Below are 17,381 nucleotides of genomic sequence, written 5' to 3' on the forward strand. Positions count from 1 at the left end.
GAGTATGCACCCGGGTCCGCTTGTCTTGCGGATGGAACGGACTTACTTGGAAGCGGCGGGCTTCTTGTGGCCGAAGATGGTCTGGCAGGCCTCAACAGCCAGCACCAGAGCCAGGACGAACAGCACCACGGCCAGTACCAGCTGGATCACGGGGGCGGTGGTGGCACCGTTGGCGGAGATGGTGTTCACTTTGGCGATGGCGGTCTGAGCCAGAGAGGTCAGAGTGACCACCAGCATGAAGATCATGGGGAAGTAGAACATCTTGTTGTTCTTGCCCACGTTGCCCAGCCAGGCGCACACGGCCAGCAGAGCCAGAGCGGCCAGCAGCTGGTTAGAAGCGCCGAACAGGGGCCAGATGGTGGAGTAGCCGCCCAGGCCCAGGCCGATGCCCAGAACCACGGTGATGGCAGTGGCCACGAAGGGGTTGCACAGCACGGCCTTGAAGCCGGTGGCGTCCTTATAGGTCTGGCCGGGCTCCAGCCAGAACTCCTGGAACATATACCGGGCCAGACGGGTGGCGGTGTCCAGAGAGGTCAGGCAGAAGACGGACACGGTCAGCACCAGCAGGGAGCTGACGGTGGCCTGAGTGCCCTCCAGGCCGGGGATGGTGGCCACCATGCGGGAGATACCGGTGGCGAACACGGCGGTGGGGGTGCGGATGCCGCCGTCAGAGGGCAGCTTCACATAGTCCTGCCAGATGAAGGCCACAGCGCACAGGGAGACCAGAGCCAGGGCACACTCGATGAGCATGCCGCCATAGGCGATGGGCTTGGCGTCGCGCTCGTGGTCCAGCTGCTTGGCGGTGGTGCCGGAGCCCACCAGAGAGTGGAAGCCGGAGATAGCGCCGCAGGCGATGGTGACGAACAGGGCGGGGAACACATAGCCCAGGGAGGCGGGAGCCCCGGTGGAGGCCACCACGGTCATGTTGTCGTACCAGCCGGTGAAGGCGGGCATGTCCATATTCAGGTCAGCGCCCATAATGCCGGCCCCCAGCACACCCACAGCGGCGATGATCATCATGGCGTACAGCAGGAAGGAGGACAGATAGTCACGGGGCTGGAGCAGGATCCACACGGGAGCCACAGAGGCGATGAGGATGTACACGCCGATGATCCACATCCAGGCGGTGTTGGACAGGTAGATGGGGTGGAAGTTCAGGCCCACCACCAGGCAGACCACGATGCCGATCACGCCGGCCACAGTGGCCACGGCCAGGGAAGCGCCCTTGCGGTAGACAAAGAAGCCGAAGATGATGGCCATCAGGATGAACAACAGGGAGATCATGGCCACAGAGGCGTTGGTGGCGGACTTGACGGTGTCCACAACGCCGTCCACATAGGTGGCCTGGAAGGTGCTAGCCACGATGGAGGCGAAGGCGGCCACCACCAGGATCAGGGTCAGGTAAGAGAAGATCAGGAAGAGCTTCTTGGCCCGGGAGCCGATGTTCAGGGCGATGACCTCGCCGATGGACTGGCCCTTGTGGCGGATAGAGGCGAACAGAGCGCCATAGTCATGGACGGCACCGAAGAAGATGCCGCCGATCAGCACCCACAGCACCACGGGGACCCAGCCGAACACGGCGGCCTGAATGGGGCCGTTGATGGGGCCGGCGCCCGCGATGGAGGAAAAGTGATGTCCCATCAGCACGGGGGCCTTGGCGGGGACATAGTCCATGCCGTCCTCCAGCTCATGGGCAGGGGTCACGCGGGAGTCATCCACGCCCCACTGCTTGGCCAGCCAGCCGCCGTAGAAAATGTACCCTACAACAAGAATGGCGCAGCCGACCAGAAAAACCAATACTGCATTCATTGTTTTTGCTCCTCTCCTTTTTCTTTGGAAACAATGCGCGCCACCAGCCGCTTCACGTCTTTGCCGATGAGCTTGCCGCTGCGATTGGTGGTGACTTCTCCCGTGGACAGGTCCACGGCGGCTATACGAAACTCCATCCATCCATGGAGGGATAGCTTGAATTCCCGGCGGCGCTTCAGCTTTTTCAGCCGGGCCAGAGCCAGGGGGTCGGCGCTGTCATACAGCACCACGGCGGTGAGATAGGTGTACATGTGCTGGGCGTGGGGGCGGACCCGGGGCTCGCCGTCCTCCGTCACCCGGCGGAAGATATCCTCCACCAGGGGGGTATCCAGGTGATCTGTGGACCACAGATAGAGGTATTCGTGGCTCTCCGCCGCCCACAGCTCCGCCTGCTTCACCAGCACATACTGGCTGTCCCGCAGGTGATAGCTGCACAGAGCCTTCAGGGGGGTGCCGTCCTGAATGTCCTCTATATCATAATAGGCGGAGTAGGCCTTTTTCAGCCGCTCCACCAGATTTTCTCTCAGTTGAGACAAACCCCGCACTCCTCTCCTGGCCTCTTTGTTTCGGTTTAGAGGCCGCTGTTCGGGTCAAAAGAACAAATTGTAAATAATCTGTGAATCTCTTATGTTAAAAGCTATCATAGCAGAAGCACGTTTGTTTTTCAAGGCGGAACACCGTTGTGGATTTCCGAAAAAAGGGATGGAATTTATATTTTTTTTGTGCATTCCATCAACTGTTGTTCATTGGAGAACAGAACGGCGTTTTTATTCCGTCCCACGCGGCACGAAGCGGCACAAAAAGGAGAAAACCGCCCCCTGATTTCGTTGACAGGGGGGTGGCGGACGAGTAGAATAATGAAAACTGCCCTTGACTGTGAGCGGATACCCTTTTCTTTAGGAGGCATACCATGGGTAACATGGAGAAACTACACCGGCGCTGGCAGGCCCTGCTCCGGCCCCGGCTGCGGCTGGTGCGGCCCGGTTTTTATTTCCTGGCGGTCATCTATTATGAGGAGCTGTTTTTAAAGCTGTACTGTCTCCACGGCGTTTCGCCGGTGGGGGCTTTGTTTACCCTGCTGTTCACCGTCCCCATCGCCATGGGCCTGGGGCTGCTGTGCGGCGGGGTGTCCCCCCGAAAAGGGCGGGTGCTGCTGGTGCTGTGTACCGGGTTGATCTCCTTATGGCTGGGGGCCCAGGCGGTATACTACCACCTGTTCAAGACCTTTCTCACCATCTTCTCCCTGACCAAGATGGGCATGGTGGCCGGGGCCTTTGGCGGCATGGCCACCACCGAGATCATCTTGAACTGGTTCCCCATCCTGATGATGGCCCTGCCTGTTGTCCTGGCCGCCCTGGGGCGGAAGAAGATCGTCCGGGACCAGCCCGACCCGGCGGGGCTGCGCATCCGGTGGGCCGTGGCGGCCATTCTGGTGCAGCTGGCGGTGATGGGCGTGGTCTATCTGTGCGGCGGGGGCAATCTGTCCCTGCGCTATGTGTATTACCGCACCGCCACGCCGGAGCTGGAGATGCAGGACTTCGGCATGCTCACCCAGACCACCCTGGAGGTCCGCCGCCTGATGGGGGGCATCGCCCCGGACGACCCGGACATGCGGGACCGGCCCAAGTGGGTCCGCCCCCTGAACCGGACGGCCCCGGAGCAGGAGCCCAGGTATTCCACCGCCAAATATAACATCATGAACTTCGACTTTGACAAGCTCATCGCCCAGGAGACGGACGAGACCCTGCTGGAGGCCCACAAGTGGTTTGCCCAGCGGGAGCCCACGGAGAAAAACCAGTGGACGGGCTATTTCAAGGGGAAGAACCTGGTGTGGATCGTGGCCAAGGGCTTTTCCACCCTGGCTATGGACCCCCAGCGGACGCCCACATTGTGGAAGCTGTCCCACCAGGGCTTCACCTTTGACCACTTCTACACACCCCTGTGGGGCGTGTCCACCTCAGACGGGGAATATGTCACCACTACCGGCCTGGTGCCCAAGTCGGGGGTGTGGAGCTACTCGCTCTCCTCGGAAAACTATATGCCCTTCTCCCTGGGCAACCAGTTCCGGGACCTGGGCTATCGCACCATGGCTTTCCACGACTATCTCTATAACTACTATGACCGGAACCGGTCCCACCCCAACATGGGCTATGAGTATATCGCCCTGGGGCAGGGGCTGGCCCTGGACTCCGCCGACGCCTTCCCTTCCTCTGACCAGGAGATGATGGAGAAGATCGTGCCCATGTTTGTGGACCAGGACCCGTTCATGGTCTATTGCCTCACGGTGAGCGGCCACCTGAACTATAACCTGGAGGAGAACGCCATGGCCCGGAAGCACTGGGACGAGGTGAAGGACCTGCCCTACAGCGACAGCGTCAAGTGCTATCTGGCCTGCCAGCAGGAGCTGGAGCTGGCGGTGAAGAGCCTGGTGGACCAGCTGGACGCGGCGGGCAAGCTGGACGACACGGTGATCGTCCTGTCCGCCGACCACTACCCCTATGGTCTCACCGACGAGGAGTACAGCGAGCTGCTGGGCCACGCCGTGGACCCGGTGTTCGAGATATACGAGAACACCCTGATCCTGTGGAACAGCCAGATGAAGGAGCCGGTGGAGGTGGACAAATACTGCTCCAGCCTGGACATCGCGCCCACTCTGTCCAACCTGTTCGGCCTGGAGTATGACTCCCGGCTGATGATGGGCACGGACATCCTGTCTGACCAGGCGGGGATGGTCATCTTCTCTAACTACAGCTTTATCTGCCAGGACGGGTGGTATAACTCGGTGGCCGACGAATACCGCCGCTGGGACGGGGCCGAGCCGGACATGAGCGTGGCCGCGGCCAAGCTGGCGGAGGTGCAGAACCGGGTGGCCTATTCGGCGGTGATCCTGGATTATGACTATTACCGGCTGCTGTTCTGGGACGTGCGGCCCGCCAAGGCGAAAACGGGATAAACGGCCCTTGTGGGGCGGGGGAGAAGGGCCCCCGCCCCGCCGCCGTTCTCCACAGAAAAACCCCAGGTAAAATACAAGAGAAATTTGGGGAAAAATGATTGACATTTCCGGGGGGAACAGATATAGTTGAGCTTGCTATCTACCTGACGCTTTGTTCCGCAGGGAGGGACGGAGCGATGAAACAAGGGAGCTGAAAACGAAAAAATTTTCCGAAATGGGGGAGGATACATGTCCAAAGAGTTGATCCGCCTGGACAACTGTACCATGGCTTTCGACAACGAGATCGTGCTCGACAACATCAACCTGTATATCAATGATAAGGAATTCCTCACGCTGCTTGGCCCCAGTGGATGCGGCAAGACCACCACCCTGCGCATCATCGGTGGTTTTCAAACGCCCACCTCTGGCGATGTGCTGTTCGACGGCGTGAGGATGAATTCTGTCCCGCCCCACAAGCGGGCCATCAATACGGTCTTTCAGAAATACGCCCTGTTCCCCCATCTCAACGTGTATGAGAACATCGCCTTTGGCCTGCGCATCCCCAAGGCGGACGCCAAGGGCAAAAAGGTGAAGCTGCCCGAGAAAGAGATCCACGACCGGGTCATGGAGATGCTGGAGATTGTGAACCTGCGGGGCTTTGAAAAGCGGCACATCGCCGCCCTGTCCGGCGGCCAGCAGCAGCGGGTGGCCATCGCCCGGGCCCTGGTGAACCGGCCCAAGGTCCTGCTGCTGGACGAGCCCTTGGGCGCCCTGGACCTGAAGCTGCGCAAGGATATGCAGAACGAACTCAAGCGCATCCAGCAGGCCATGGAGATCACCTTTATCTATGTGACCCACGACCAGGAGGAGGCCCTGGCCATGTCCGACACCGTGGTGGTCATGGACAAGGGCAAGATCCAGCAGATCGGCACCCCCGAGGACATTTATAACGAGCCCAAGAACGCCTTTGTGGCCGACTTCATCGGCGAGTCCAACATCATCGACGGCATCATGCGCGCCGACGGCGTGGTGGAGATCTTCAACCGGCGCTTTCAGTGTCTGGACGGCGGCTTTGCCCCGGACGAGGCGGTGGACGTGGTCATCCGGCCCGAGGACGTGGACATCGTCCCCGAGGACCAGGGCCAGCTGAAGGGCACCGTGACCAACGTGACCTTTAAGGGCATGCAGTATGACATCATCGTGGACTTTTATGGCTTTAAGTGGCTGATCCAGACCACCGACCTGTCCCCCGTGGGCAGCCGTATCGGCATCAAGATCGACCCGGACGGCTTCCACGTGATGAAGAAGAGCCAGTATTCCGGCCTGTTCGGGGACTACTCCTCCTACTCCGAGGAGTATGAGGAGATCTCCGACGCCACCTTCGATCCCGAGGAAGGGGATCAGGAGGGCGGAGATGAAAAATAAACGCTCCTGGCTGGCCGCCCCCTATGTGGTGTGGATGGCCCTGTTCACTGTGATCCCCATCATTATGATGGTGGTCTATGCTTTCACCAGCGCCGGCGGCGGCTTTACCCTGAACAACTTTACCCAGATGGGGACCTATGCGGTGGTGTTCTTCCGCTCCTTCAAGCTGGCCGTCATCGCCACCGCCGTCTGCCTACTCATCGGCTATCCCATCTCCTATTGGATGGCCAAGGAGGGGCCCCAGTTCCAAAAGGCGGCCATGGCCCTTATCATGCTGCCCATGTGGATGAACTTTCTGCTGCGGACCTATGCCTGGATGTCCATTCTGGAGAACACCGGTCTGCTGAACCGGCTGTTCCAGGCCATCGGCCTGATCGACCTGGTGAACCACATCTTCGGCACCGAATTTCAGTATTTCCCCATGATCAACACCCAGGGGGCGGTGGTGCTGGGCATGGTGTATAACTATCTGCCCTTTATGATCCTGCCCATCTACTCCGTCATCATCAAGATGGACAACTCCCTGCTGGAGGCGGCCCAGGACCTGGGGGCCAACTCCTCCCTGACCTTCCGCAAGGTCATCCTGCCCCTGTCTCTGCCCGGGGTGCTCTCCGGCATCACCATGGTGTTCGTTCCTGCGGTGTCCACCTTTGCCATCTCCCGCCTGCTGGGCGGCGGCAACCAGACGCTGCTGGGCAACCTCATTGAGATGCAGTTTGTGGGCACGGCCTATAACCCCCACCTGGGCAGCGCCATCGCTATGGTGATGATGGTCATTGTGGTGGTCTGTATGTATGTGATGAATCGCTTTGGCGAGGGCGAGGAACAGGCGGTGATGCTATGAGTCTGAAACAACGTCCGTCCCTGTTTGGGCGTATCTCCATGGGGCTGGTGTTCCTGTTCCTCTATGCCCCCATTTTCGTGCTGATCGTCTTCTCCTTCAACAACTCCAAAAGCCGCACCGTGTGGCAGGGCTTTACCCTGAAGTGGTATGCCGAGCTGTTCCAGGACAGCCAGATCATGAACTCCCTGTACACCACCCTTTTGGTGGCCCTGCTGTCGGCGGCCATCGCCACCGTGGCGGGCACCTTCGCCTCCATCGGCTTTTACAACATGAAGCGCCGGGTGCGGGAGCCCCTGATGACGGTGAACAACATCCCCATGATGAACGCGGACATCGTCACCGGCGTCAGCCTGTGTCTGTTCTTTGTGGCCGCCTTCGCCGGGTGGGACGCCTTTGTCACCTGGATGGAGCAGACCTATCGCCTGACGGCCCCCCGGCTGTCTCTGGGTTTTGGCACTTTGCTCATCGCCCACGTGAGCTTTAACATCCCCTATGTGATCCTGTCCGTCATGCCCAAGCTGCGGCAGATGGACAAAAACCTCATCGACGCGGCCCAGGACCTGGGCTGCACCTGGATGCAGGCATTCTGGAAGGTGGTGGTGCCCGAGATCAAGCCGGGCATCGTCAACGGTATGCTCATCGCCTTCACCATGAGCGTGGACGACTTTGTCATCTCCTATTTTACCGCCGGGGCCAAGACCAGCACCCTGGCCATGACCATCTACGGCATGGCCAAGCGGCGCATCAGCCCCAAGATGAACGCCGTGTCCACCCTGCTGTTCGTGTCCGTCCTGCTGCTGCTGATTATCGTCAACGTGCGCCAGGCGAGACAGGAGAAAGCCCGCCAAGCCAAGCGCTGAAGCGGAGATAAATCGGTCTTTCCGGCCTTGGGCCAAGAGATATATTCTGTTTGGGAGGAATGATCCATTGAAGAAAATCGTAGCCTTGACCCTCGCCTGTACCACGGCGATGGGCCTGTTCCTGTCCGGCTGTGCCATGGAGGATGACGCCGCCGGTTCCAACAGCAGCAGCACCGGCACACAGCGCGAGGTGGTCGTGTGCGGCTGGGGTGAAAACATCGACGAGGACCTGTTTGACCTGTTCGAGGAAGAGACGGGCATCAAAGTGATCTATCAGACCGCCGAGAGCAACGAGATGATGTACTCCAAGGTGGCCATGGGCGGCTCCGGGTATGACGTGATCGTGCCCTCTGACTATATGATCGCTCAGATGGCCGAGGAGGGCCTGCTGGCCGAGCTGGATTTTGACAACATCCCCAATTTCAGCCTGATCGCAGACCGGTTCAAGAATCTGCCCTATGACCCGGAGAACCTGTACTCCGTGCCCTACACCTGGGGCACCCTGGGCCTCATCTATAACCCCACCCTCATCGGCGGCGACGTGGACAGTTGGGGCGCTCTGTTCGACAGCCAGTACGCCGGCAAGACGGCCATGATCGGCAATCCCCGTGACGCCCTGGCCACCGCCCTGATGTATCTGGGCTACTCCATCAACACCGACGATGCGGACCAGATCCAGCAGGCCTATCAGCTCATCGCCGACGCCAAGGCCAACGGTCAGTATCAGGGTTTCTTCATGGACGAGATCTATGACAAGATGGAAGTGGGCGAGACCGCCCTGTGTACCTACTACGCCGGGGACTACCTGTCCATGTATATGAACAACCCCGACCTGAAGTATGTGGTGCCCAAGGAGGGCTCCAACTGGTTCGTGGATGCTATGGTGGTGCTGAAGGACGCCAAGCACAAGACCGAGGCGGAGGAGTGGATCAACTTCATCTGCTCCACCGAGGCCTCCCTGCGGAACATGGACTTCATCTGGTATGCCTCCCCCAATCAGGAGGCCCTGGAGCAGTACCCCGCCTATTATGAGGAGCAGACCGGGGAGAAGCTGCCGGACGAGGTTTATCAGGTGATGGCCGCCCCCCAGGAGGTGCTGGATCAGTGCGAGATGTACCTCAACCTGCCCGCCGACACCCGCACCCTGTATAACGACCTGTGGACCCAGATGGGCATCGAGTGACCCAGACTTTACAAAGCGCCGATCAGAGATGGTCGGCGCTTTTGTTTTTAAATCGTTTACAAACTGTTCTCGGTTTCGTGAAAACTCGACGTCTCGCTTCTGCTAGAATAGGGGCAGATCGGAGCTGAAACGCCCGGTCCGGCATCCGCCTGAAAGTCCGCGGCGAAAAAACCGCGGCCCAAAGCAAACAGAGAACATAGGCGCGTTTAAGCGCCGCCCACTGCCGCCCCCGGGGCGTGCCCCGGGGCGGCAGACCAAAAACAGCCCGCCCAATAACTGGGACGGTGAACATATAACGAAAATCTTACGCCCCGCCCGGCCCTGGACATCCAGCGCCGGGCGGGACTGTTTTTTGAAAATTCAGGGATAAAATCTCTCGCATTTCATAGCATTTTCCCTTCTTTTGTGCTATACTACAAAATTAGCACTGTGCCGCCCTTTTTCGACGAGAAACAAGGGCTTTGGAGGGGGCTGTCTATGATCCAGGAAAATCAGCGGCTGCTGAACCAGCTGAACGTCATCAGCGATGGGGTGCTGGTGCTGCTGTCCTTTTTGTTCGGCTATTGGGTGCGCTTTTATGTGCTGTCCGGGGGGACCCGCTCGGTGCCCTTCCGCTTCTATCTGGCGGCGGCCTGCGCCTTAGTTCCCCTGCACCTGCTGACCTATAGCTTTGCCAATCTGTACACCCCCCACCGGAAGGTCCGGCTGGGGAGCGAGCTGCGCCGGCTGTTCTTCTGCAACTGCCTGGACTTTGTGATTTTGCAGATGTTCCTCTATCTGCTGCGGGGCACCGACTTCTCCCGCATGGCCATGGCATTGTTCTTCCTGGCGGTGAACGTCACCGTGGGCGGCAAGCGGATGGTGGTGCGCACCGCCCTGCACCGGTTCCGGGCCAGCGGCTATAACCAAAAGCACATCGTCATCGTGGGCAGCGGCGACATTGCCCGGGACTGCGTCCGCCGCATCCGCCAGAGCCCGGAGTTTGGCTATACCCTGCTGGGCTATGTGTCAGACCGGAAGAACTGGTCCGCCCTGCCCTACCTGGGCACCTTTGACCAGCTGGACGGCTATCTGTCCCGGACCAAGCCCGACGAGGTCATCGCCGGACTGGGGGCGGAGGACTATGAGCGGATGCCCCTGGTCATTCAGGCCTGCGAGCACACGGGGACCAAGCTGTCCCTCATTCCGTTTTACGCCAAGTATATGCCGCCCCACCCCCAGTTCGACAGCTTGAACGGCCTGCCCCTCATCAACCTGCGGCGCATCCCCCTGGACAACCTGGGCAACGCCTTTATGAAGCGGGCCATGGACATCGCGGGCGCACTGGTGCTCATTGTCCTGTCCTCCCCGGTGATGCTGTTTGCCGCCATCGGAGTGAAGCTCAGCTCCCCCGGACCAATTATCTTCCGGCAGAAGCGGGTGGGCCTGAACAAAAAGCCCTTTTACATGTATAAGTTCCGGTCCATGCGGGTGAACGCCAGCTCAGACACCGGGTGGAGCACCAACTCCGACCCCCGAAAGACCAGGTTCGGCTCCTTCATCCGCAAGTTCTCCATCGACGAGCTGCCCCAGTTCTTCAACGTGCTCAAGGGGGACATGAGTCTGGTGGGCCCCAGGCCGGAGCTGCCCCACTTTGTGGACCAGTTCAAGGAGGAGATACCCCTGTACATGGTCAAGCACCAGGTCCGCCCGGGCATCACCGGCTGGGCCCAGGTGAACGGCCTGCGGGGGGACACCTCCATCAAGGAGCGCATCGAGCACGACGTGTACTACATCGAAAACTGGTCCATCCTGCTGGACATCAAAATTTTGTTCCTCACCCTGTTCAAAGGGTTTGTCAACCAAGAAAAATTAAACTGAAACCGGAGGCAACGCCATGTCCAAGAAGAAAACCAATTCCGCCGCCGTCGCGGCGGATCGGTTCCGGCCCGGAGCCTTTTTCCTGCCCGGGCTGGTCCTGTTCCTGTTCACCGCCCTGACCACCATCAACGCCATCAAGATCCCCGCCCTGCTGGCCCTGATCGTGACGGCCCTGGCCCTGCTGGGCTGTATGCAGCAGCTGCGCCAGCGGCTGACTTGGATCATGGCCGCCGTGGCCCTGTTCGTGGTGGTCAACGGCATCTCCACCCTGTATTCCGTGTCCGGGCAGTTCGCCCTTCAGGACTTTCTGCCCATCGCCTGCGCCTTTTGCGTGTTCGTGCTCATCCTGGCCTTTGAGCCGGGGCAGAAGGGGTTGATCGGCCGCCGGGCCGGGGGCATGTTCGCCGTGAGCACCGCCCTGGCCTCTCTGCTGAGTATCGACCAGCTGTCCACCCGGTGGCTCAGCTCCCCCTTCCTGTGGCTGATGAACAAGTTCAGCACCGACTATGTGGATGTGGGCGGGGTGGAGACCGGCGTGCGTATGGTGTCCATCTACCGCAACCCCAACATCTTCGCCGGGTGCATCGGCCTGGGCGTGCTGCTGTCCCTGGGGCTGGCGGTGACGGAGGAGCGGAAGGGGGCCCGCCGGGGCTATCTGGCCTGTCTGGCCCTGAACGCCCTGGCCTTTGTGCTGTCCTTCAGTATGGGCGCCAGCGGCGCCATCGTGGCCGCCTTCATCATCTATCTGGTTCTGGAGCTGCCCCAGCGCCGTGCCGGTCTGCTGCTGACCATGCTGGAGACTCTGGTCCTCACGGTGATCGCGGCCTTCCCCATCTATCTCACCGCCTTTGACGGCTGGAACGGCTTTAACCCCGTGCCCCTGGTCTGTGCCGTCCTGGCCGCCGCCCTGCTGATCGTCCTGGACGAGCGCCTGGGCCGGAAGCTGGCCGACGTCCTGTCCGGCCACGGCAAGATTTTCGCCGTGGTAGTGGTGGCCCTGGCCGCCCTGCTGGCCATCTACGCCTTCCTGTCCATGACGGTCACCGGCGGCACTACCCTGAACGCCGGGGAGCGCCTGCGCCGGTCCGCCTATCCCGCCGCCGGGATCTATTCCCTGGCGGTGCAGGACGGCGGCGACGTGTCCGTGACCATCGAGAGCCAGAACATGCAGGACACCATGATGCACACCAGCTCTGTGCTGTATGAGGGCAGCGCCGACGGGGCCTCCTTCACCGTGCCCGAGGACAGCATGGTGGTCTATTTCAACTTCTCCGCCGACCAGACCACGGCCCTGGAGTCCGCCCAATTCCAGGGAGACGCCGGTTCCGGCTCCGTGCCCCTGGGCTATAAGCTGCTGCCCGGCTTCATCGCCAACCGTATGCAGGGCCTGCGGGCCAACCAGAATGCCATCCAGCGTCTGGTCTTCTTCCAGGACGGCATGAAGCTGTTCCGCCAGAGCCCCATCCTGGGCCTTGGCCTGGGCGGCTTCCAGAACAACGTGTACAGCGTCCAGGACTTCTATTACACCACCAAGTATATCCACAACCACTATATCCAGGCTCTTGTGGACACGGGCGTCATTGGCTTTGCGGCCTTTGTGCTCATGCTGCTGCTGCCCGCCGCCGCGGTGGTCCGGGCCAGAGTGCGCCGGGAGGAGGAGCCTCTCATCGCCCCCCTGGGGGCGGCCATGGTGTTCATGGCGATCCACGGCGGCGTGGAGGTGGTGTTCTCCAGCAGCTATTTCCTGCCCATCGCCCTGGGCGTCATCGCCATGATCAGCCTGTGCTGCGGCCAGCCCATGGCCCTGCCCTGCTCCCCTAAAGTGGGCAAGTGGGCGGTGCGCATTGCGGCCCTGCCGGTGCTGGCCTATGCCCTGCTGCTGGGCGGGAACCTGTTCGCCGCCCGGCTCATCGCCCAGCCCACCTATGCCAACCTGTCCATGGCCATCGCCATGGACCCCTTCCAGCGGGACGACTATATGACCAGCTATGTGGTCAACGCCCTCACCCAGGAGGACGTGCCCGACGCCGTTATGACCCAGGCGGAGAAGTGGGCCGCCAAGCTGGAAAAGGTGGACTCCAACAGCACCCCCCTCTATCTGGCCCAGGCCTATTTCCAGCAGGGGGAGACCGACAAGGCCTATGCCATGCTGGAGAAGTATGTGGACTTTGTCCCCACCCAGGAGACCACCTGGGACGACGCCTTCCTGCTGCTGTTCCAGTATTCTGATGACAGCCAGGAGTCTATGGACCACATCCTGGCCTTCCAGCAGCGGATGAACGACTGGAACGAGAACCACATGGGCACCATCACCCTCAGCCCCCAGGTCCAGGCGGCCCTCACCGTCTTCACCATGGACTAAAAGAAAATAAAAATTGGCGCACACTCGTCGAGTGTGCGCCGATTTTTTAGCTTCAAACAAGGGCGGGAGCGGGAGAGAGCAGCCGGTCATACTCCGCCATGACACAGGGGAAGACGGCCTCCAGGCGGAAGGGCTCCATGGCTTTTTGTCCGGCCCGGCCCAGGCTCCGGGCCAGCTGGGGGTCGTCCATTAGAATTTGAATTTGCCGGGCGCAGGCGGCGTCGTCCCCATAGGGATAGAGCAGGCCGCTTTTCCCGTGGCAGATCAGGTCCCGATGCCCCTTCACGTCGGAGGCCACGGCGGGCAGGCCGCAGTGCATGGCCTCCATCAGGTTGAAGGGCAGCCCCTCGCTGCGGCTGGAGGGGACCACGGCGTTGGCCGCGGCGTACCAGGCCGCCATGGACACGTGGCCGGGGAAAACCACCCGGCGCTCCACCCCCAGCTCACGGGCCAGAGCCTGGCAGGAGGGCAGCAGGTCCCCCTGGCCAGGGAGCAGCAGGGCCGCCCGCTCCGGCAGCCGGGCCAGGGCGCGGAGCAGCACCGCCTGGCTCTTCCGCCCGGGAGAACTCCGCCCCATAGACCAGCAGAAAGCGGTCCGGGCCAAAGCCCAGCTCCTCCCGCAGGGCCAGCCCCGCCTGTGGGTCGGCCCGGTCCAGGGGGGAGAAGTCCACCCCCATGCCCGGGATGTTGGCCACCCGGCGGCCCAGGCGGTGGGCGCTGGCATAATCAAAGTCCCACCGGTTCATGGTGAGCACCAGATCGGTGACGGGGGCGGTGAGCTTTTCCGCCCCGGCCAGCAGGGCGGTTTTGGCGGCGGAGGTGTTCTGATCGAATAAGTACCCGTGGGCGATGCAGACCACCCGGGGGCGCTTGGACTTGGGCAGGGCCTCCACCGCCAGGCGGGTGAAAAAGGCGGCCAGGGCGGTGTGGCAGCTGACCAGATCGTACTCCCCGGAGGCCAGCAGCCGCCGGATTTGAGCCGCCGCCGCCAGATTTTTTGGGGAGGTCATCTTCTTCTCCAGGGAGAGGGGGACGGCACGGGCAAGCTCCGGCAGGTCCGCCGGGGCCCCGCCGCAGGCCCCGTCCACCCAATAGCCCCTGTGTCTGCCAGCGCCCGGAGATAGGGCCGGTGAAAGTTGGCCAGATGGGACCAGGTGGAGGCGGTGAACAGAATCCTCCGCCCCGGCGCAGCATGGATATCGACGGCCATGGGGCCACCTCCTCTTGAAAATCGTGATAAAATCAACCCCATTTTAACAGAATGGGGCGTGGATTACAAGGCGGGGGACCGACCAGACAGATTTTCCCGCCAGAGGACATAGAAGGTCACGTCTGCCTCCGGGTCGGTGAGGGGGATGTTCACCCGTCCGGGGTAGGCGGCGTTGCGGTTTAAGAAGTAGTCGGTGGTGAAGCAGGGGAGGGAGGAGGCCCGCACCAGTTCGTCGAACACCGCCTCCTCCGTCTGCACCAGAAATTTAGAGGCGGGCATCTTCTCCCGGCACAGGGCGTCCCAAAAGCCCAGCTGGGTGCGCAGGAGAAAGTTGAAGCCGTTGATGTCCCCAAAGGTCAGGCGCTCCCCCTGGGCCAGTTGGTGGTCTGACGGGACGCAGACGAACAGCCGCTCCCGCAGGAAGGGCCGGGCGGGGGCGTCCTGCGGCTGGAAGGGGAGCACGGCCACGTCGCAGCTGCCCTGGCTCCAGGCAGACAGCACCTCGTCATTCTGACAGACGGCGGCGGAGACCGTCATGTGGGGCCACCTGGCGTTTAATCGGGGCAGCAGCTCCCACAGGGGGGCGGGGGCGCAGGAGCGGACTGCCAGGGTGTGCTGCCGGGCGTCAAAGGCCCGGACCTCTGTCACGGCCCGCTCCGCCTCCTCCAGCAGCCGCCGGGCCTGCTCCGCGGCCACCTTGCCCGTCTCGTTGAGCTGAATTCTGTTCTTGCCCCGGGTGAACAGAGGCACGGCAAAGGCCTCCTCCACGTGATGCATGGAGCGGGTGACGGAGGGGGTGGAGATGTGAAATTCCTCCGCCACCCGGGCCAGGGTGCCTAGGTCGGCAAAGGCGGAGAGCTGTTTGAGTTCATACAGGTCCAGCATGGGGCGTCCTCCTGTCTGCGTTTCAGTTTTTAAAATCTGGATTGCGATATCAATAGTGTGCATCCAGAAGAAAACGGTGTAAAGTGATAGCAGCAAGAAAAACCGCGTTTCAGAAAAATGGAGGTATCATCATGGAATATGTGACGCTGAACAACGGGATCAAGATGCCAAAGCTGGGCTATGGCGTGTATCAGACGCCCCCGGAGGAGACCTGCCGCTGCGTGCTGGACGCCATTGAGGTGGGCTATCGCAGCATCGACACCGCCCAGGCCTATTACAACGAGGCGGGCGTGGGCCAGGCCCTGAAGGAGAGCGGCCTGCCCCGGGAGGAGTTCTTCCTGACCACCAAGGTGTGGATCACCAACGCGGGCTATGACCAGGCCAAGGCGTCCATCCAGCAGTCCATGGACAAGCTGGGCACCGACTATCTGGATCTGCTGCTCATCCACCAGCCCTTCGGGGACTACTATGGCACCTATCGGGCCATGGAGGAGCTGTATGACCAGGGCAAGCTGCGGGCCATCGGCGTGTCCAACTTCGGCCCGGACCGCTATCTGGATATCCAGCACTTTGCCCGCATCAAGCCCGCCGTGAACCAGATCGAGACCCACGTGTTCCAGCAGCAGAAAATTGCCCGGGAGTATCTGAAGAAATACGGCTGCCAGGTCGAGTCCTGGGGCCCCTTTGCCGAGGGCCGGAAGGACATGTTCACCAACCCCGTCCTCACCGCCATCGGCCGGAAGTACGGCAAGACCGCCGCCCAGACCGCCCTGCGTTTCCTGATGCAGAGCGACGTGGTGGTCATCCCCAAGTCCGTCCACAAGGACCGGATGCAGCAGAACTTTGATCTGTTCGACTTCACCCTGTCGGCGGAGGACATGGCGGCCATCCAGGCCCTGGACGGCGGCGAGAGCCTGTTCTTCTCCCACTACGACCCCAAGACGGTGGAGTGGTTCATGTCCATCCTGTAAATCTTCGCGCAGAAAAAGACGAGGTCCCCCGTGTGCGGCGGGGGACCTCGCTTTACGTGTGGGAGAAGCGCCGTTCCTCCCGGCGGGAGAAGTACAGGTATCCCCCGCCCACCAGCGGCGGACGGAGGTCTCGGACCTGCTGGAGCGGGACCACATCCATCCCGACATCCGCTTTACCACATGGGAGGACTTTGCCATCATGGCCATGGTGGAAAAGGGCCTGGGCGTGAGCATCCTGCCCAACATGATCCTGCGGCGCATCCCCTATGAGATCGAGATACGCCCATTGGAAAAGCCCTATTTCCGCCAGATCGGGCTGGTAATGAAGGACCGGAGCCGCCTGACCCCTGTGGTGAAGAAGTTTATGGAATATCTGCCCTTCCGGGAGGAGGCAGAATAAAATTGGCCCCCGTTCTGCTGACAGAGATCAACAGAACGGGGGCTGCGTTCAGCGGCAGGAGCCGCCTTTTTTCTTTTTTTCGCCGCAGCGGCAGCAGTCGCCGCAGCAGCGGCCCTTTTTGGAGGTGGCCGTGCGGAAGGCGAAGACCAACATCAGGACCACCCCTCCGCCGATCAGGATGTCCCAGCCGTTCATAGGCCCACCCCCAGCAGCAGGCCGATCAGGTGGACGATGGAGGCGGCGGCCCAGGCCAGGGCACACTGCCACACCACCACGGCCACGGCCCAGCGGGTCCCCAATTCCCGCTTGATGGAGGCAATGGCGGCCACACAGGGGGTGTACAGCAGACTGAACACCAGCAGGCAGGCAGCGGCCAGGGGACTGAGGGCGGCGGTGATGCTGCCGCCGAAGAGCACCTCCAGGGTGGAGACCACGCTCTCCTTGGCCATCACGCCGCAGATGAGGGCGGTGCAGATGCGCCAGTCCCCCAGCCCAAGGGGGGCGAACAGGGGGGCGATGGCCCCGGAGACCACGGCCAGGATGCTGTGGGCGGAGTCAGAGACCATGTTCAGGTGCAGGTCAAAGCTCTGCAGGAACCACACCGCCACCGTGGCGATGAGGATGATGGAGAAGGCCCGCT

The 17,381-nt window shown here is 61.4% G+C and carries 16 protein-coding genes; 9 read left to right on the forward strand and 7 right to left on the reverse strand.

Annotated features, from left to right (window positions below; genetic code table 11):
• Positions 1-42 precede the first annotated feature (42 nt).
• The gene (locus tag ACSAMP_RS08075; RefSeq protein ID WP_457800090.1) at positions 43-1,809 is read right to left on the reverse strand and encodes a carbon starvation CstA family protein; all 1,767 of its coding nucleotides are present in this window, start codon (positions 1,807-1,809) and stop codon (positions 43-45) included.
• Entirely contained in the window at positions 1,806-2,345 is a 540-nt protein-coding gene (locus ACSAMP_RS08080; RefSeq protein ID WP_457800091.1) for a DUF8052 family protein, read from the reverse strand. The genes ACSAMP_RS08075 and ACSAMP_RS08080 overlap by 4 nt, the downstream gene beginning before the upstream one ends.
• Positions 2,346-2,719: 374 nt before the next feature.
• On the opposite strand from ACSAMP_RS08080, the gene ACSAMP_RS08085 reads away from it, so the two are divergent.
• From ACSAMP_RS08085 to ACSAMP_RS08115, 7 genes are all read left to right on the forward strand, one after another.
• A complete protein-coding gene (locus tag ACSAMP_RS08085) occupies positions 2,720-4,762 on the forward strand; it encodes an LTA synthase family protein (RefSeq protein ID WP_457800092.1) in 2,043 nt (680 codons plus the stop codon).
• A gap of 228 nt (positions 4,763-4,990) precedes the next feature.
• On the forward strand, positions 4,991-6,166 hold the full coding sequence (locus ACSAMP_RS08090) for an ABC transporter ATP-binding protein (protein WP_457800093.1): 1,176 nt from the start codon (positions 4,991-4,993) through the stop codon (positions 6,164-6,166).
• Positions 6,156-7,010: an ABC transporter permease gene (locus ACSAMP_RS08095; RefSeq protein WP_457800094.1), complete on the forward strand. Its 855-nt coding sequence runs from the start codon at positions 6,156-6,158 to the stop codon at positions 7,008-7,010. The genes ACSAMP_RS08090 and ACSAMP_RS08095 overlap by 11 nt, the downstream gene beginning before the upstream one ends.
• Positions 7,007-7,870, forward strand: coding sequence for an ABC transporter permease (locus tag ACSAMP_RS08100; protein WP_457800095.1), 864 nt, complete (start codon positions 7,007-7,009; stop codon positions 7,868-7,870). The genes ACSAMP_RS08095 and ACSAMP_RS08100 overlap by 4 nt, the downstream gene beginning before the upstream one ends.
• A 67-nt stretch (positions 7,871-7,937) precedes the next feature.
• The gene (locus ACSAMP_RS08105) at positions 7,938-9,053 is read left to right on the forward strand and encodes an ABC transporter substrate-binding protein (RefSeq protein WP_457800096.1); all 1,116 of its coding nucleotides are present in this window, start codon (positions 7,938-7,940) and stop codon (positions 9,051-9,053) included.
• A 477-nt stretch (positions 9,054-9,530) separates the two neighbouring features.
• A complete protein-coding gene (locus tag ACSAMP_RS08110) occupies positions 9,531-10,913 on the forward strand; it encodes an undecaprenyl-phosphate glucose phosphotransferase (RefSeq protein WP_457800097.1) in 1,383 nt (460 codons plus the stop codon).
• A gap of 16 nt (positions 10,914-10,929) precedes the next feature.
• On the forward strand, positions 10,930-13,275 hold the full coding sequence (locus ACSAMP_RS08115) for an O-antigen ligase family protein (protein ID WP_457800098.1): 2,346 nt from the start codon (positions 10,930-10,932) through the stop codon (positions 13,273-13,275).
• A gap of 52 nt (positions 13,276-13,327) precedes the next feature.
• On the opposite strand, the gene ACSAMP_RS08120 is transcribed toward ACSAMP_RS08115, so the two are convergent.
• The 3 genes from ACSAMP_RS08120 to ACSAMP_RS08130 form a co-directional block, all read right to left on the reverse strand.
• On the reverse strand, positions 13,328-13,816 hold the full coding sequence (locus ACSAMP_RS08120) for a glycosyltransferase (protein WP_457800099.1): 489 nt from the start codon (positions 13,814-13,816) through the stop codon (positions 13,328-13,330).
• Positions 13,719-14,363 (reverse strand): glycosyltransferase, encoded by a 645-nt coding sequence (locus tag ACSAMP_RS08125; protein ID WP_457800100.1) that lies wholly within the window; start codon positions 14,361-14,363, stop codon positions 13,719-13,721. The genes ACSAMP_RS08120 and ACSAMP_RS08125 overlap by 98 nt, the downstream gene beginning before the upstream one ends.
• A 185-nt stretch (positions 14,364-14,548) precedes the next feature.
• Entirely contained in the window at positions 14,549-15,370 is an 822-nt protein-coding gene (locus tag ACSAMP_RS08130) for a LysR family transcriptional regulator (RefSeq protein ID WP_457800101.1), read from the reverse strand.
• A gap of 131 nt (positions 15,371-15,501) precedes the next feature.
• Between ACSAMP_RS08130 and ACSAMP_RS08135 the strand changes: the two genes are divergently transcribed.
• Both ACSAMP_RS08135 and ACSAMP_RS08140 read left to right on the forward strand, forming a co-directional pair.
• Complete coding sequence (locus ACSAMP_RS08135) at positions 15,502-16,341, forward strand: aldo/keto reductase (protein WP_457800102.1); 840 nt, start codon at positions 15,502-15,504, stop codon at positions 16,339-16,341.
• A 58-nt stretch (positions 16,342-16,399) separates the two neighbouring features.
• Positions 16,400-16,741, forward strand: coding sequence for a LysR family transcriptional regulator substrate-binding protein (locus ACSAMP_RS08140; RefSeq protein ID WP_457800103.1), 342 nt, complete (start codon positions 16,400-16,402; stop codon positions 16,739-16,741).
• A gap of 48 nt (positions 16,742-16,789) precedes the next feature.
• Here ACSAMP_RS08140 and ACSAMP_RS08145 read toward each other — a convergent pair whose 3' ends face one another.
• Together ACSAMP_RS08145 and ACSAMP_RS08150 are read right to left on the reverse strand one after the other, a co-directional pair.
• Complete coding sequence (locus ACSAMP_RS08145) at positions 16,790-16,936, reverse strand: hypothetical protein (RefSeq protein WP_457800104.1); 147 nt, start codon at positions 16,934-16,936, stop codon at positions 16,790-16,792.
• A partial coding sequence (locus tag ACSAMP_RS08150) for a nucleoside recognition domain-containing protein (protein ID WP_457800105.1) occupies positions 16,933-17,381 on the reverse strand: 449 nt, incomplete at its 5' end. The genes ACSAMP_RS08150 and ACSAMP_RS08145, both read right to left, overlap by 4 nt.

It is taken from the genome of Flintibacter sp. SJQ-8, assembly GCF_054108085.1.

Bases quoted from the DNA above. Each gene is read 5' to 3' on its own strand.
- ACSAMP_RS08075 (WP_457800090.1), bottom strand. From the start codon at position 1,809: ATGAATGCAGTATTGGTTTTTCTGGTCGGCTGCGCCATTCTTGTTGTA.
- ACSAMP_RS08085 (WP_457800092.1), top strand. From the start codon at position 2,720: ATGGGTAACATGGAGAAACTACACCGGCGCTGGCAGGCCCTGCTCCGG.
- ACSAMP_RS08090 (WP_457800093.1), top strand. From the start codon at position 4,991: ATGTCCAAAGAGTTGATCCGCCTGGACAACTGTACCATGGCTTTCGAC.
- ACSAMP_RS08095 (WP_457800094.1), top strand. From the start codon at position 6,156: ATGAAAAATAAACGCTCCTGGCTGGCCGCCCCCTATGTGGTGTGGATG.
- ACSAMP_RS08100 (WP_457800095.1), top strand. From the start codon at position 7,007: ATGAGTCTGAAACAACGTCCGTCCCTGTTTGGGCGTATCTCCATGGGG.
- ACSAMP_RS08110 (WP_457800097.1), top strand. From the start codon at position 9,531: ATGATCCAGGAAAATCAGCGGCTGCTGAACCAGCTGAACGTCATCAGC.
- ACSAMP_RS08115 (WP_457800098.1), top strand. From the start codon at position 10,930: ATGTCCAAGAAGAAAACCAATTCCGCCGCCGTCGCGGCGGATCGGTTC.
- ACSAMP_RS08130 (WP_457800101.1), bottom strand. From the start codon at position 15,370: ATGCTGGACCTGTATGAACTCAAACAGCTCTCCGCCTTTGCCGACCTA.
- ACSAMP_RS08135 (WP_457800102.1), top strand. From the start codon at position 15,502: ATGGAATATGTGACGCTGAACAACGGGATCAAGATGCCAAAGCTGGGC.
- ACSAMP_RS08145 (WP_457800104.1), bottom strand. From the start codon at position 16,936: ATGAACGGCTGGGACATCCTGATCGGCGGAGGGGTGGTCCTGATGTTG.